Source organism: Hymenobacter puniceus (assembly GCF_014333525.1).
Lineage (GTDB): Bacteria > Bacteroidota > Bacteroidia > Cytophagales > Hymenobacteraceae > Hymenobacter.
Window position 1 is genome coordinate 665039 of the sequence record NZ_JACSCX010000001.1, and the last position, 16103, is coordinate 681141.

11 protein-coding genes are annotated in these 16103 nt (G+C 55.5%); all 11 read right to left on the bottom strand.

Translation table 11 applies throughout. From position 1 onward, the window contains the following. Positions 1-3: 3 nt before the first annotated feature. The 11 genes from rplB to rpoB all read right to left on the bottom strand — a co-directional run bounded on the left by rplB (position 4) and on the right by rpoB (position 15849). Positions 4-831 (bottom strand): 50S ribosomal protein L2, encoded by an 828-nt coding sequence (gene rplB / locus H8B14_RS02825; RefSeq protein WP_187314088.1) that lies wholly within the window; start codon positions 829-831, stop codon positions 4-6. A 43-nt stretch (positions 832-874) separates the two neighbouring features. Further along, positions 875-1162, bottom strand: coding sequence for a 50S ribosomal protein L23 (rplW, locus tag H8B14_RS02830; RefSeq protein ID WP_187314089.1), 288 nt, complete (start codon positions 1160-1162; stop codon positions 875-877). Continuing rightward, positions 1162-1800, bottom strand: a complete 639-nt coding sequence (rplD, locus tag H8B14_RS02835; protein WP_187314090.1) for a 50S ribosomal protein L4 — start codon at positions 1798-1800, stop codon at positions 1162-1164. The genes rplW and rplD overlap by 1 nt, the downstream gene beginning before the upstream one ends. Positions 1801-1808: 8 nt before the next feature. Beyond that, positions 1809-2429, bottom strand: a complete 621-nt coding sequence (rplC, locus tag H8B14_RS02840) for a 50S ribosomal protein L3 (protein ID WP_187314091.1) — start codon at positions 2427-2429, stop codon at positions 1809-1811. A gap of 276 nt (positions 2430-2705) precedes the next feature. Beyond that, the gene (gene rpsJ, locus H8B14_RS02845; protein WP_044016018.1) at positions 2706-3011 is read right to left on the bottom strand and encodes a 30S ribosomal protein S10; all 306 of its coding nucleotides are present in this window, start codon (positions 3009-3011) and stop codon (positions 2706-2708) included. 21 nt (positions 3012-3032) lie between these two features. Next, positions 3033-5177 (bottom strand): elongation factor G, encoded by a 2145-nt coding sequence (fusA, locus tag H8B14_RS02850; RefSeq protein WP_187314092.1) that lies wholly within the window; start codon positions 5175-5177, stop codon positions 3033-3035. Positions 5178-5279: 102 nt separating this feature from the next. Then, a complete protein-coding gene (rpsG, locus tag H8B14_RS02855; RefSeq protein WP_044016015.1) occupies positions 5280-5747 on the bottom strand; it encodes a 30S ribosomal protein S7 in 468 nt (155 codons plus the stop codon). Positions 5748-5833: 86 nt separating this feature from the next. Further along, a complete protein-coding gene (gene rpsL, locus H8B14_RS02860) occupies positions 5834-6256 on the bottom strand; it encodes a 30S ribosomal protein S12 (RefSeq protein ID WP_044003259.1) in 423 nt (140 codons plus the stop codon). Between the two features lie 288 nt (positions 6257-6544). Next, positions 6545-6889, bottom strand: a complete 345-nt coding sequence (locus tag H8B14_RS02865; protein WP_187314093.1) for a DUF3467 domain-containing protein — start codon at positions 6887-6889, stop codon at positions 6545-6547. Positions 6890-7272: 383 nt separating this feature from the next. After that, entirely contained in the window at positions 7273-11625 is a 4353-nt protein-coding gene (gene rpoC, locus H8B14_RS02870) for a DNA-directed RNA polymerase subunit beta' (protein ID WP_187314094.1), read from the bottom strand. A gap of 348 nt (positions 11626-11973) precedes the next feature. Continuing rightward, the gene (gene rpoB / locus H8B14_RS02875) at positions 11974-15849 is read right to left on the bottom strand and encodes a DNA-directed RNA polymerase subunit beta (RefSeq protein ID WP_187314518.1); all 3876 of its coding nucleotides are present in this window, start codon (positions 15847-15849) and stop codon (positions 11974-11976) included. Positions 15850-16103 lie beyond the last annotated feature (254 nt).

The window sequence follows — 16103 nt, forward strand, 5'->3', positions numbered from 1 at the left end:
TGCTTACTTCTTGCCTTTGCGGTTAACGATGAGCTGCTCGGAGTACTTGTTCTTGTTACGGGTCTTTTGACCTTTGGCGAAGATACCGTTACGGCTACGTGGGTGACCACCCGACGATTTGCCTTCGCCACCACCCATTGGGTGATCAACAGGGTTCATGGCTACACCACGAACGCGCGGACGACGACCCAACCAACGGTTACGGCCGGCTTTGCCCAGACGAACATTCATGTGGTCGCCATTGGATACTGTGCCAACCGTAGCCATGCACGTAACAAGTACCATACGCATCTCGCCGGAAGGCAATTTCAGCGTGGCATACTTGTCTTCGCGGGCCACCAACTGAGCATACGTGCCAGCCGAACGAGCCATAGCGGCACCGTTACCGGGCATCAGCTCGATGTTGTGGACGATGGTACCGAGCGGAATTTCGCGCAGTGGTAGGGCGTTGCCTACTTCTGGGGCTACACCCGAACCAGAAACGACCGTAGCACCTACCTCAACGCCCGCAGGAGCGATAATGTAACGCTTCTCGCCATCGGCGTACTGAAGCAGGGCGATACGGGCCGTACGGTTCGGATCGTATTCAATCGTCTTCACCGTGGCTGGCACAGTGGCCTTGTCACGCTTGAAGTCGATGATACGATACTTGGCTTTGTGTCCACCGCCGATGTAGCGGTTTGACATTTTGCCCGAGTTGTTGCGGCCACCGGAGTTTTTCATGGGTGCCAACAGCGACTTCTCCGGCGTCGACGTCGTAATCTCGTCGAAGGCCGGTGCAATGCGGAAGCGCTGACCCGGTGATGTTGGTCTTAGTTTTTTGAGTGCCATTACTCTTGCTTAGGAAATGCTCTTATGCAGAAAAGGGCGCAGCTTAGATGCCGCTGTAGAAGTCGATAACCTCGCCTTCTTTCACCGTCACGATGGCTTTCTTGCCATGTGCGCGGCGGCCCGATACCGAACCACCTTTGGTGAACTTGGACTTCACTTTTCCATTGGTGCGGATCGTGCTGATGCTCGTTACCGTCACGCTATAGAATTGCTCGATGTCCTTTTTGATCTGAACTTTGTTGGCGCTACGCTCTACTTCGAAAACGTATTTACCTTGCTCGTTCAGGCCGGTGGCCTTCTCGGTCACGATGGGTTTTTTCAGCGTGCTCATTATTCAGCAGTGGTATAGAGGTTTTCCAATGCCGTCAGGCCAGCTTCCGACAGCAGCAGCGTATCGGTGTTCAGCAGGTCGTGAGTGTTCAGCGCGATTGGCGTCGATACTTTCACCTTCTGAATGTTGCGGGCCGACAGAACCACGTTCTTGTCTACTTCGCCGGTTACCAGCAGGGTCTTCTTGCCGTTGTTCAGCTTCAGACCCGACAGGATGTTGAGGAAGTCTTTGGTTTTGGGAGCCGACAGGGAGATGTTCTCTACCAGGGCAACCTTACCATCTTTAGCCAAGGTCGAGAGAGCCGACAGACGGGCCAGACGCTTAGTCTTTTTGTTGAGCTTGAAGCCGTAGTCGCGGGGCTCAGGACCGAAAATCCGGCCGCCACCTACAAACACACCCGATTTCATCGAGCCAGCACGGGCGCCGCCTGTGCCTTTCTGCTTCTTCAATTTCTTGGTGGTGCCGTGCACTTCATTGCGCTGCTTCGACTTATGCGTGCCCTGGCGCTGGTTGGCCAAGTACTGCTTCACGTCGAGGTACATCACGTGCTCGTTCGGCTCCAGACCGAAGATGGCGTCAGACAGCGTAACCTTGCGGCCGGTGTCTTCGCCTTTGATGTTATATACTGACAGTTCCATCTTCAAGGTTATTTTTCCAGGACCACGAAAGAGTTCTTGGCACCGGGAATCGAGCCGCTCACCACGATGAGGTTTTTGTCGGCTACAATGCGCATCACCTTCAGGTTCTGCACTTTCACCCGGTCGTTGCCCATGCGGCCACCCATGCGCATTCCTTTGAACACGCGCGAAGGCCACGAGCAGGCACCGATGGAACCGGGGTGACGGCCGCGGTTGTGCTGGCCGTGCGTCTGGCCACCAACACCAGCGAAGTTGTAACGCTTCACAACGCCTTGGAAACCTTTGCCTTTCGACGTACCTACTACGTCGACAAATTCACCTTCCTCGAAGAGAGAGGCGTTGATTTCGCTGCCAGCAGCGAAATTGGCTACTTCATCCGTGCGGAACTCAACGAGTTTGCGCTTGGGAGTAGTTCCGGCTTTGGCAAAGTGACCAGCCAATGCTTTGGTGGTGTTCTTTGCTTTCTTCTCGCCGTAACCGAGCTGGATGGCCGTGTAGCCGTCCGTTTCGATGGTTTTAACCTGCGTCACCACACACGGACCTGCTTCGATGAGCGTGCAGGGAATGTTCTTCCCGTCCGGAGTGAAGAGGCTTGTCATACCGATTTTTTTACCGATGATGCCAGGCATTCTGTTTGGGTTTAGTAAAAGACGCACACGAAAACGCCCAAGTGGCGTTTTCGGAATGGGAGTGCAAAGCTAGGAAATTGTTATGTTATATAATAGCTGCCCTCTGAAATATTTTCAGTGTCACTGCTTTAGCCCTTTTTAGCCCCCTCTGCTATTGGTTTGTCGCAACGCATAAATTGACTTATACCATTTACAAGCTTAGGTAAAAGCAAAACACCCCACCGGTTCCGAAGAACCAGTGAGGTGTTTCAGTAGTCAGTTGACTAAATCAGGTCCTCAGACTTTGATTTCAACGTCAACACCGCTGGGCAACTCCAGCTTCATCAGCGCATCTACGGTCTTCGACGAGGTCGAGTAGATGTCAACGAGACGCTTGTAGGTGCAAAGCTGGAATTGTTCCCGGCTCTTCTTGTTCACGTGGGGCGAACGGAGCACGGTGAATTTTTCCTTGATGGTCGGCAAGGGAATCGGACCGCTTACGATAGCGCCCGTAGCCTTCACCGCCTTCACAATCTTCTCCGACGATTTATCCACCAAGTTGTGGTCGTAGGATTTGAGTTTGATGCGAATCTTCTGGTTCATGTCTATTGAATGAAAGCGGTGTTAGCGAATGGCATTGCCCTTCTGCTTGGCAATGATGCCTTCAGCAAGGTTGGTCGGTACCTGGTCGTAGTGCGAGAAGGTCAGCGAAGCCGAAGCCCGGCCCGACGAGATGGTACGCAGCGTAGTTACGTAGCCGAATAGCTCCGACAGCGGAACGTCAGCCTTGATTACGTTGGCACCACCTTTGGTGTCCATGCCTTTCATGATACCACGGCGACGGTTCAAGTCACCGGTTACCGAACCCGTGTACTCATCGGGCGAAACTACCTCTACTGCCATGATTGGCTCGAGCAGTTTCGGGCCAGCTTGCTTGCCGGCTTCACGGAAACCACCACGGGCAGCGAGTTCGAACGACAGGGCGTCCGAGTCAACATCGTGGTAAGAACCGTAGAACAGACGCACGCGCATGCCTTCGATTGGGAAGCCAGCCAACGGACCATTCTTCATAGCTTCCTCGAAGCCTTTCTGAACTGGAGCAATGAATTCGCGCGGGATAACACCACCAGTGATATCGTTTACGAACTCCAGACCTGGCTTCTCGGGGTCGGTCAGTTTCGGACCGAGTTCGAACACGATGTCGCCAAACTTACCACGACCACCGGTCTGCTTCTTGTACGTTTCGCGGTGCTCTACCGACTTGGTCAGAATCTCTTTGTAGGCTACCTGCGGAGCACCCTGGTTGATTTCCACCTTGAACTCCCGACGCATCCGGTCGATGATGATTTCGAGGTGAAGCTCGCCCATGCCTTTCAGTACGGTCTGGCCCGTCTCGGGGTCAGTCTGCACCACCAGCGTTGGGTCTTCCTCCACGAGTTTGGCAATAGCCATACCCATCTTGTCCATGTCGGCCTGGGTCTTAGGCTCGATGGCGTAACCGATTACCGGCTCAGGGAAGCTCATCGACTCCAGTACCACGCGCGACTTCTCGTCGGTCAGCGTATCACCGGTTTTGATGTCTTTGAAGCCTACACCCGCAGCAATGTCACCCGCTTGAATTTTGTCAATCGGGTTCTGCTTGTTGGAGTGCATCTGCATGAGGCGCGAGATACGCTCTTTCTTGTTCGTGCGGTTGTTGTGCACATACGAGCCAGCGTCCAGCACGCCGCTGTAGCAGCGGAAGAAGCACAGACGGCCTACGAAGGGGTCGGTAGCAATCTTGAACGCCAGGGCAGTGAAAGGCTCCGAGTTGTCGGGGTGACGCTCGATTTCCTCGCCGGTATCGGGGTTGGTACCGATGATGGGAGGCATATCCAGCGGCGACGGCAGGTAGGCCATTACGCCATCCAGCATCGACTGTACGCCTTTGTTTTTGAACGCCGAACCGCACATTACGGGCGAGAACTTCATGTCGATAACCGCTTGGCGGATAACAACCATCATTTCGTCGCGGGTGATGCTCTCGGGGTCTTCAAAGAATTTCTCCAGCAGACGGTCGTCATACTCGGCTACGCTCTCGATGAGTTTCTGACGCCACTCAGCTACCGTGTCCACTAGATCCTCGGGAACCGGGATTTCGTGGTACGATTTGCCTTGGGTAGCATCATCCCATACGATAGCCTTGCCAGTAAGCAGGTCAACTACGCCTTTGAAGGTATCTTCAGCACCAATCGGAATCTGGAGCGGCACGGGGTTAGCACCCAGCTTGTCCTTGATTTCGTTGACGGCTTTGAAGAAGTCAGCACCGGCACGGTCCATCTTGTTGACGAAGCAGATGCGCGGCACCTTGTACTTGTCAGCCTGACGCCATACGGTTTCCGACTGGGGCTCTACGCCGGATACAGCGCAGAACAGAGCCACAGCACCATCAAGTACGCGCAGCGAACGTTCCACTTCTACCGTGAAGTCAACGTGGCCGGGGGTATCGATGAGGTTGATCTTGTACTGCTTGGTGTCCGGAGTCGGGTCGCCTTGGGCGTCGGTTGGGTAGTTCCAGAAGGTGGTAGTAGCAGCCGAGGTGATGGTGATACCACGCTCCTGCTCCTGCTCCATCCAGTCCATCGTGGCGGCACCTTCGTGCACTTCCCCGATTTTATGGGTCTTACCGGTATAGTAGAGAATACGCTCCGACGTGGTGGTTTTACCAGCATCGATGTGCGCCATAATCCCGATGTTCCGGAGGTATTGCAGATCTTTATTAACAGCCATGTCTAGTTGAATGAGTGAATGTGTGTTTGGTGAGCAGGTGGCAGCTGAACTGTGGAGTTAACCAAATCAACGGGCAGCCCATTCACTTAAGCACTCATTTATTTAGAAGCGGAAGTGCGAGAAGGCCTTGTTGGCTTCTGCCATCCGGTGCGTGTCGTCTTTCTTCTTGACGGCAGCACCTTCACCTTTCGCGGCGGCGATAATTTCACCGGCCAACTTGTCCTTCATGGTCTTTTCGCCACGACGACGAGCGTACTGAATCAGCCACTTCGAGCCTACAGCAATACGACGGTCCGGACGAACTTCGATTGGAACCTGGAAGGTAGCACCACCTACGCGGCGGCTCTTCACCTCTACGGTCGGCATTACGTTGTTGAGGGCTTTGCGCCACATCTCCACGCCGCTTTCCTTGGTGCGCTGCTCAACAAGCTCGCAGGCATCGTAGAAAATGGTGTAGGCGAGGTTTTTCTTCCCGTCGTACATCATGTAGTTGACGAACCGGGTAACCAGCGTCTCCTTGAACTTGGGGTCGGGCAGGAGGATGCGCTTCTTTGGTTTTGACTTTCTCATGGGTGTAGAAATGAGCTGAGGCAGCGGGCAAGTGGGATAAGAACCATGTGCTATCCGGCACTGCGCGCTACCTCACTCGGTTTCAATTACTTTTTCTTCTTAGCAGGAGCGCCTTTGCCGGCTGGAGCAGCCTGGCCTGGCTTCGGACGCTTGGCACCGTACTTCGAGCGGCGCTGCGTACGGCCGTTTACACCGGCGGTGTCAAGGGCACCACGGATGATGTGGTAACGCACGCCGGGAAGGTCTTTCACACGACCACCACGAATCAGCACGATGCTGTGCTCCTGCAGGTTGTGGCCTTCACCGGGGATGTAGGCATTCACCTCTTTGCCGTTGGTGAGGCGCACACGGGCCACTTTACGCATAGCCGAGTTTGGCTTCTTAGGCGTGGTGGTGTACACACGGGTGCAAACGCCACGGCGCTGCGGGCACGAGTCAAGGGCCGGCGACTTCGACTTCGTCGTCAGCTTCTCGCGGCCTTTTCGTACTAACTGGTTGATAGTAGGCATTTACGGAATGTTTTGTCAAGGAGGGTTCTCTCCCAAAAATTAGGCTTGCAAAGGTAGAAAAGTCAGGCTGAATTAGCAAACGAGTTGGAATAGTTTGTTTTAGGTATTCGTCCGGTGCGGTTTCAAGCGCCCTGCAAGCCCAAAATTCACCTTCCTGCGCCAACAGCCGCTGCTAGTTGTGGATTCTCGTTGTCCGTCGACTTCCAAGGCTTACCAATTGCACCTAAAAAAGTCAGGGCTTCTATCTTCTCGATAAAAGCCCTGACCAACGTGGTACTATTCGCAGTATTACGCCTCCCCTATCTTCCCGCCGAAGCCCATCGGGTACATCGGCGAGTCGTTTTGCTGCTTGATGGGGCCGTTGGCCTGCTCGTAGCGCTCCAGGTTTTCGGCCAGAGCGGCCTGCAGGCGCTTGGCGTGCTCGGGCGTGAGGATGATGCGCGCTTTCACTCTGGCCTTGGGCACGCCCGGCATCAGGCGGATGAAGTCGATGACGAATTCGCTGCTGCTGTGCGCAATCATGGCCAGGTTGGCGTACTCGCCCTCGGCAATGTCTTCCGACAGCTCGATGTTAATGGCGTTGGGGTCTTGCTGCTGCGGCGCGTCGGCGTCGGTTTGGTTGGGTTGGTTCATGAAGATGGCTATTCAGGATTTGGCTTCTGGCGGATGTACGAATATATACCTACAAGTATTGTTATTAAGAATGGGGCACTTGCTAGAACAATAATGCGCAAGTCACTCATGGGACGCGGAAACAGCCATTGATTCGCATCATTAGCCCATGCAAACTCTCCAATGAATCTCTTGAGAAAAATAAACGCCTTTATGATTCCGGCATAACAGAAAATATGCATGAGTAGGGAAAGCACAAACCTTATTATCTCTGGTAGCCTGTTATAAGTTCTCCGTGTCATTTCGATGCTGCGCTTCCATAGTATGTTCATCAAGTCAAGATAGAAAAGAAAAAGCCAGCCGGGTTTCCCCGGCCGGCTTCTCTTATTTGAGCAACTACTCGCTTACTCCGAAACGGACTCGCGGCGCGAAGCACGGGCGGGGCGCTTGGTAGGTGCGGGCGTCTCGTCGGCTTTGGCGGCCTGTTGGGCCTCCAGTTCCTCTTTCGAGCCGACGATCTGACGCGTGTATTCGCGCAGACCGGTACCGGCCGGAATGAGGTGACCTACGATTACGTTTTCCTTCAGGCCCAGCAGTTCGTCGGCCTTGCCACGGATGGCAGCTTCCGACAGCACCTTGGTCGTTTCCTGGAAGGAAGCGGCCGAGATGAACGACTGGGTGCCCAACGAAGCCTGGGTGATACCCTGCAACGTAGGACGGGACACCGAAGGCTGTGCGTCGCGCACTTCCACTAGGGCCAGGTCGCGGCGGCGCAGGCTGCTATTCTCGTCGCGCAGGCGACGAGCCGTTACAATCTGGCCGGGCTTCAGGTTGGTCGAGTCGCCGGCGTTCGTTACCACCTTCATGTCGATGATGGTATCGTTTTCCTCCATGAACACGATTTTGTCGATTACCTGGTGCTCCAGGAACGTCGTGTCGCCGGCGTCGAGAATAACAACTTTCTGCATCATCTGGCGAACGACCACCTCGATGTGCTTATCGTTGATTTTCACACCCTGCAGGCGATATACTTCCTGAATCTCGTTCACGAGGTATTCCTGCACGGCGCCAGGGCCCTGAATGCTCAGGATGTCGGAAGGCGTGATGGCCCCATCCGACAGCGGCGAACCAGCGCGGATGAAGTCGTTGTCCTGCACCAGAATGTGCTTGGACAGCGGCACCATGTACTTCTTCTTAACACCGTCTTTCGACTCCACGAAGATTTCGCGGTTGCCACGCTTCACCGTACCGTAGGTCACCACACCGTCGATTTCAGCTACTACAGCCGGGTTCGACGGGTTACGGGCTTCGAAGAGTTCCGTAACGCGGGGCAGACCACCGGTAATGTCGCGGGTTTTGCCCACGGCGCGCGGAATCTTGGCCAGAATCTGACCAGCCTTGATTTTCTCACCGTTCTCGACGTTCAAGTGCGAGCCAACCGGAATGCTGTATGCTTTCTGGCCTTCGGCGTCGCCTTTCTTGCCGGGACGAACGATAATGGCCGGGTTCTGATCCTTGGCCTTCGATTCGATAATCACTTTCTCGCGGTGACCGGTCTGTTCGTCCGACTCCTCGCGGTAGGTGATGCCCTCGGTGATGGCATCGTACTGAATGGTACCATCAAACTCGGCCAAAATAACGGCGTTGTAGGGGTCCCAGTTGTTCAGTTCGGCGCCTTTTTCCACTTCCTGCCCTTCTTCCACCAGCAGGAACGAGCCGTACGGCACGTGGTTGGAGATGAACACCTTGCCAGTGCCTTTCTCTACGATGCGAATCTCACCCGAACGACCCATGACCACCTTCACCATCTCGCCGTCGGCGTTGGCGGTTTCCACGGTCCGAATGTCTTCGAACTCAACTACACCGGCGAACTTAGCTTTCAGGCTGGCTTCAACGGCGATGTTAGAGGCAGTACCACCTACGTGGAAGGTACGCAGCGTGAGCTGAGTACCAGGCTCGCCGATGGACTGGGCAGCAATAACACCAACAGCCTCACCTTTCTGCACCATGCGACCCGACGACAGGTTGCGGCCATAGCACTTGGCGCAGATACCTCGCTTGCTTTCGCAGGTCAGCACCGAGCGGATTTCCACCGACTCGATAGCCGTAGCATCGATGCGGCGGGTGATGTCCTCGGTGATTTCCGTGCCGGCTGTGAGGATTACCTCGTCGGTCAGCGGGTCGATGATATCGTGCACCGCCACGCGGCCCAGGATACGCTCGGCCAGTGGCTCTACCACGTCCTCGTTGTCCTTCAGCGCAAAGGTTTCGATGCCGCGCAGCGTACCGCAGTCGTTTTCGTTTACGATTACGTCCTGCGACACGTCCACCAGACGACGGGTCAGGTAGCCGGCGTCAGCCGTTTTCAGTGCGGTGTCGGCCAGACCTTTCCGGGCACCGTGCGTCGAGATGAAGTACTCGATTACATCGAGGCCTTCTTTGAAGTTCGACAGAATCGGGTTTTCGATAATCTCGCCTACCGAACCCTGGAGCGACTTCTGCGGCTTGGCCATCAGACCCCGCATACCGCCGAGCTGACGAATCTGCTCACGCGAGCCACGAGCACCGGAGTGCATCATCATGTAAATCGAGTTGAAGCCCTGATCCTCTTTTTCAAGACGACCCATGAGGGTTTCCGTGATTTGGTTGTTGATGCGGGTCCAGATGTCGATAACCTGGTTGTAACGCTCGTTGTCGGTAATCAGACCCATCTGGTAGTTCTGAGTAACGGCTTTCACGTCGTTCTGCGCCTGCAGAACCAGAGCATCCTTCTCTTTCGGAATCTGGATATCGCCCAGACCCATCGACAGACCACCTTTGTAAGCCGACTGGAAGCCCAGCGTCTTGATGTCGTCGAGGAACTGTGCGGTGCGGGCCATACCGGTCCGCTTGAACACCATCGAAATGATTTGCTGCAGCTTCTTCTTGGTCAGCAGCTCATCCACGAAACCTACTTCAGTCGGTACGAGCTGGTTGAACAGCACGCGGCCGGCAACCGTCTCGATGATCTTCGTGACGAGGTTATCATCCTCGTCGCGAACCTGCGTGCGCACCTTGATGTAGGCGTGCTTCGACAGTTGACCTTCGTTCAGGGCAATTACTACTTCCTCATCCGAATAGAACATGCGGCCTTCGCCTTGGATCTGCTCGTCTTCGGTGCTGCGCTTGCCTTTGGTCACGTAGTACAGCCCGAGTACCATGTCCTGCGACGGTACCGCAATTGGGGCGCCGTTGGCTGGGTTCAGGATGTTGTGCGAGGCCAGCATGAGCATGGAGGCTTCCAGAATAGCGGCCGGTCCCAGAGGAACGTGCACAGCCATCTGGTCACCGTCAAAGTCAGCGTTGAAAGCCGTACAAACGAGCGGGTGCAGCTGGATAGCTTTGCCCTCGATGAGGCGCGGCTGGAATGCCTGGATACCCAAGCGGTGCAGCGTAGGAGCCCGGTTCAGGAGCACTGGGTGGCCTTTCAGCACGTTTTCCAGGATGTCCCATACTACGGCGTCCTTGCGGTCCACAATCTTCTTGGCCGACTTCACCGTCTTGACGATGCCGCGCTCGATGAGCTTGCGGATGATGAACGGCTTGAACAGCTCGGCGGCCATGTTCTTGGGCAGACCGCACTCGTGCAGTTTCAGCTCAGGACCAACCACGATAACCGAACGACCCGAGTAATCGACACGCTTACCGAGCAGGTTCTGACGGAAGCGGCCCTGCTTGCCTTTCAGCATATCGGACAGCGACTTCAGGGCGCGGTTGCCTTCGGCGCGCACGGCATTCACCTTACGCGAGTTGTCGAACAGCGAATCCACAGCTTCCTGCAGCATGCGCTTCTCGTTCCGCAGAATCACTTCAGGAGCCTTGATTTCGATCAGGCGCTTGAGGCGGTTGTTGCGGATGATAACGCGACGGTACAGGTCATTCAAGTCGGAGGTGGCGAAACGGCCACCGTCGAGCGGAACGAGTGGGCGCAGCTCCGGCGGAATAACGGGCACCATGCGGATTACCATCCACTCAGGCTTGTTCTCCACGCGAGTCGAGGCATCGCGGAAAGCTTCTACTACACGCAGACGCTTCAACGCTTCAGCCTTACGCTGCTGCGAAGTTTCGTGGGCGGCAGAGTCACGCAGCGAGTAGCTCAGCTCGTCCAAGTTGATGCGCTCCAGCAGGAGTTGCAGGGCATCGGCACCCATGCGGGCGATGAACTTGTTGGGGTCCTCGTTCGGCAACATCTGATTCTCGCGGGGGAGCTTGTCGATGATGTCGAGGTATTCGTCTTCGGTGAGGAAGTCGAGCTGCTGCACGCCTTCTTCGCCCAGTACGCCCGGCTGTACTACTACATACCGCTCGTAATAGATGATTTGATCGAGCTTCTTGGTGGGCAGGCCCAGCAAGTAGCCGATTTTATTGGGCAGGGACTTGAAGTACCAAATGTGCGCAACGGGCACCACCAGTTCGATGTGGCCCATCCGCTCCCGGCGTACTTTCTTCTCGGTCACCTCCACGCCGCAACGGTCGCAGATGATGCCTTTGTAGCGAATCCGCTTGTATTTGCCGCAGTGGCATTCCCAGTCCTTCACGGGACCGAAAATCCGCTCGCAAAACAGGCCGCCCATCTCGGGCTTGTACGTCCGGTAGTTGATCGTCTCGGGCTTCACAACCTCACCGTTCGACCGCTCCAGAATGGATTCGGGCGAGGCCAGCGAAATGGTGACTTTCGAGAAGTCCTGTACCAGTTTCTTGTTTTTTGCAAACGCCATGTAGGGTAGCTGTTAGCTGTTGGCTTGTGGCTGTTAGTTGGTTCCGCTGGTCTTAAGATCAGTCGGAAAGAACAGAACAGTTCGACTCTGCGAAAAGTGCTCTGCGGGTCGGATAGGTACGCCGCGCAGTAGGTTTTGCTAGGTCTGATTGGGTAATCGTTCGTCTTTGGGCAAACACGAACCCTTGTGCAGCCAACCAGTGCCGGTATTAGCTGTCGTTCTGACCTTATCTCGGAACGACGCCGACAGCAGTTGTTATCGGTTCCCCGAACTGCGGGTACTCTATATAAGCAGGACTTGAAAAGTGGCTGCCGATACTTGCGCATCAGCAGCCACCCCATTCAAACCTTAGTCAAGCGTGATTTCCAGGGCCAGACCACGTAGCTCATGGATGAGTACGTTGAACGACTCGGGGATATTCGGCTTGGGCAGCACGTCGCCTTTTACAATGGCCTCGTACGCTTTAGCACGGCCTACCACGTCATCCGACTTCACCGTCAGGATTTCCTGCAGCACGTTGGAAGCACCGAAGGCCTCCAATGCCCACACTTCCATCTCGCCGAAGCGCTGACCACCGAATTGGGCCTTACCACCCAGCGGCTGCTGCGTGATGAGCGAGTACGGTCCGATCGAACGGGCGTGCATCTTGTCATCCACCAAGTGACCCAGTTTCAGCATGTAGATAACACCCACCGTTACCGGCTGGTCAAAACGCTGGCCGGTAAGGCCGTCGTGCAGGTACGCGCGGCCGAAGGTCGGCAACCCGGCTTCCGTCAATTCGGCTGATACTTCCGCTTCGGTAGCACCGTCGAAAATCGGGGTAGCGTAGGTGCGGCCCAGCTTGAGGCCGGCCCAGCCCAGTACCGTCTCGTAAATCTGACCGATGTTCATCCGGCTCGGTACACCCAGCGGGTTGAGCACGATGTCCATTGGCGTGCCATCGGGCAGGAAAGGCATGTCCTCATCGCGCACGATGCGGGCCACTACCCCTTTGTTACCGTGACGACCAGCCATTTTATCACCCACCTTCAGCTTACGTTTCTTGGCGATGTAGACTTTGGCCAGCTGTACGATGCCAGCGGGCAGCTCGTCGCCAACCTCTAGCGTAAACCGGTCACGCTTGAAGCGGGCCGTGATGGTGTTGCGGCGCTTGGCGTAGTTTTTCACCAGTTGCAGCACCATACCATTCACGCGGGCGTCGGCAGTCCAGCCTTCCAGCACCAGGTCCTTGAAGATGTTCACCTCCTCGGGCACGGCGTAGTTGCTCTCGTCCTTGTAGGGGTTCTTCTCGGGGAACAACGCTTCCGTGATGTTCTTCTTCCCGAATTTCACGCCCTTGGTCAGGATTTCGTCGCCGAACTTATGCTTGATACCCTGGGAGGTTTTGCCTTCTAGGAGCTGAATCAGCTTCTCAACCATAATGGACTTGATGCCGCGGAGTTCCTTGGCGTACGAGTCCTTCAGCTCTTCCACTTCCTTCTTCGACTTGGCCCGGAGGTTTTTGTCTTTCTTCGGACGCGAGAACAGCTTGGTGCCGATAACAACACCCTGCAGTGACGGTGGCGCCTTAAGGGAGGCATCCTTCACGTCGCCGGCTTTATCACCGAAAATGGCGCGGAGCAGCTTCTCTTCTGGGGTCGGGTCGGTTTCGCCCTTCGGCGTAATCTTACCGATCAGGATGTCGCCTTCCTTCACCTCAGCACCCAGACGGATGATACCGTTGTCATCGAGGTTACGCACGGCTTCTTCGCTTACGTTCGGAATTTCCGAGGTCAGCTCTTCTTCGCCACGCTTGGTTTCGCGCACTTCCAGCTCAAACTCCTCAATGTGAATCGAGGTGAAGATGTCGTCGCGCACTACTTTCTCCGAGATGACAATGGCATCCTCAAAGTTGTAGCCCTGCCATGGCATGAACGCCACCTGCATGTTCCGGCCCAGGGCCAGTTCACCTTTGTTGGTGCCGTAGCCTTCGCACAGTACCTGGCCTTTCACCACCCGCTCGCCGTTCTTCACGAGCGGCGTCAGATTAATGCAGGTATCCTGGTTGGTACGACGGAATTTGATCAGGTCGTAGGAAATCTTCTCCGCATCGAAGCTTACGAGGATGTCGTCTTCCGTCAGGTCGTATTTCACGACGATGCGGTTGGCGTCCACGTAGTCGATTACGCCGTCACCTTCGGCTACCACCAGCGTGCGCGAGTCGGTAGCCACGCGGCCTTCCAGACCGGTGCCCACAATCGGAGCCTCGGCTTTCAGGAGCGGAACTGCCTGGCGCTGCATGTTCGAGCCCATCAGGGCCCGGTTAGCATCGTCGTGCTCCAAGAACGGAATCAGCGAAGCAGCCACCGATACAATCTGGTTCGGGGCTACGTCCATGTAGCTGTACTCGTCCGGACCAACTACAGGGAAGTCACCTTCAAAACGGCCTTTTACCAAATCGTTGATGAAGTTGCCTTCGTCGTCGATCCGGGCGTTGGCCTGCGCGATGTGGTGGGTATCTTCTTCCTCAGCGGTCAGGTACTTCACGTGCTCGGTGGTATCCACCTTGCCGTTTTCTACCGTGCGGTAAGGCGTCTCGATGAAGCCCATCGAGTTAACCCGGGCGTGCACACACAGCGACGAAATCAGACCGATGTTCGGTCCTTCCGGCGTTTCAATGGTGCAGAGGCGGCCGTAGTGGGTGTAGTGAACGTCACGTACTTCGAAACCAGCCCGCTCGCGCGACAGACCTCCTGGCCCCAGTGCCGATACGCGACGCTTGTGCGTCACCTCGGCCAGCGGGTTGGTCTGGTCCATGAACTGCGACAACTGGTTGGTGCCGAAGAACGAGTTGATAACCGACGACAGCGTGCGGGCGTTGATCAGGTCAACCGGCTTGAAGTCCTCGTTGTCACGCACGTTCATGCGCTCCTTGATGGTACGCGCCATACGGGCCAGGCCCACGCCGAACTGGGCGTAAAGCTGTTCCCCTACTGTGCGTACACGACGGTTACTCAAGTGGTCAATATCATCGACAATGGCCTTCGAGTTGATCAGACCGATCAGGTATTTCACGATGAGGACGATGTCCTCGTTGGTCAGTACGCGGGCGTCCCAACCGGTGTCAATACCCAGTTTCTTATTGATACGGTAGCGGCCTACGTCCCCGAGGTCGTAGCGCTTATCCGAGAAGAATAGCTTTTGGATGATGTCGCGGGCCGTCTCTTCGTCGGGAGCCTCCGTATTCCGGAGCTGACGATAGATTTGCTCCACGGCTTCTTTCTCCGAGTTGGAGTTGTCCTTTTGCAGCGTGTTGTAAATAATTGCGTAGTCGGCAATGTTTACGTTCTCGCGGTGCAGAATCACCGACTTGGCCCCGGCGTTCAGGATCGTGTCGATATCTTCCTCCTCGATGGTAGAGTCGCGCTCCAACAGTACCTCGTTCCGGTCGATGGAAACCACCTCCCCGGTGTCCTCGTCCACGAAGTCTTCCGTCCAAGTGCGGAGCACCCGGGCGGCCAGCTTGCGGCCGACGGCTTTCTTGAGGTTCTTTTTATCGGCCTTCACTTCCTCCGACAGCCCGAACAGGTCGAGAATGTCTTTGTCGGTGCCGTAGCCGATGGCGCGCAACAGCGTAGTAACCGGGAATTTCTTCTTCCGGTCAATGTACGCGTACATCACGTTGTTCACGTCCGTGGCAAACTCAATCCACGAGCCTTTGAACGGGATGATCCGGGCTGAGTACAGCTTGGTACCGTTCGTGTGCTTGCTCTGGGCGAAGAATACGCCCGGCGAGCGGTGCAGCTGCGACACGATAACGCGCTCAGCGCCGTTGATAACGAACGAGCCCTTTTCGGTCATGTAGGGAATGTTTCCGAGGAACACTTCCTGCTCAATCGTTTCGAAATCTTCATTGTCCGAGTCATTGCAGACCAAGCGCAACTTGGCTTTCAGCGGAACCGAGTACGTGAGGCCGCGGTCAATGCACTCGTCAACCGAGTACTTGGGCGGGTCAACGTGGTAATCGAGGAAGGTCAGCACGAAGTTTTCGCGCGAGTCCGAAATCGGAAAGTTCTCGGCGAATACTTTGAACAGGCCCTCATCGGTACGGTTCTCGGCAGCCGTTTCCAACTGGAAGAAATCCATGAACGAGCGAACCTGCACGTCCAAGAAATCCGGATACTCAATAACCTTTTTAATCTTGGCGAAGTTGATCCGCTCGTCAGCAGCTTGCAGCTTTTGCAGACCTGACTGTGCTTTCGGTGTAGCCAATGTATGTGGGGTTAGGAAATGGACACTGGGAGAATCCAGAACAGGGCCATTACAGTGCAGTGGCCTTGAAAAATTTCAAAAGTTGCGGGCGCACGAAAACGCAAAGCAAAACCTTGCGCTTGTGGCGTCCGTAGGCACGAAAAGCCGCAAAGCGGCGTGCAAACGAACTTCCGGCTAGTTTGTTGCCTACAAACAGGAAAAGACCTGGCTTAGTTGCCAGGCCTCTC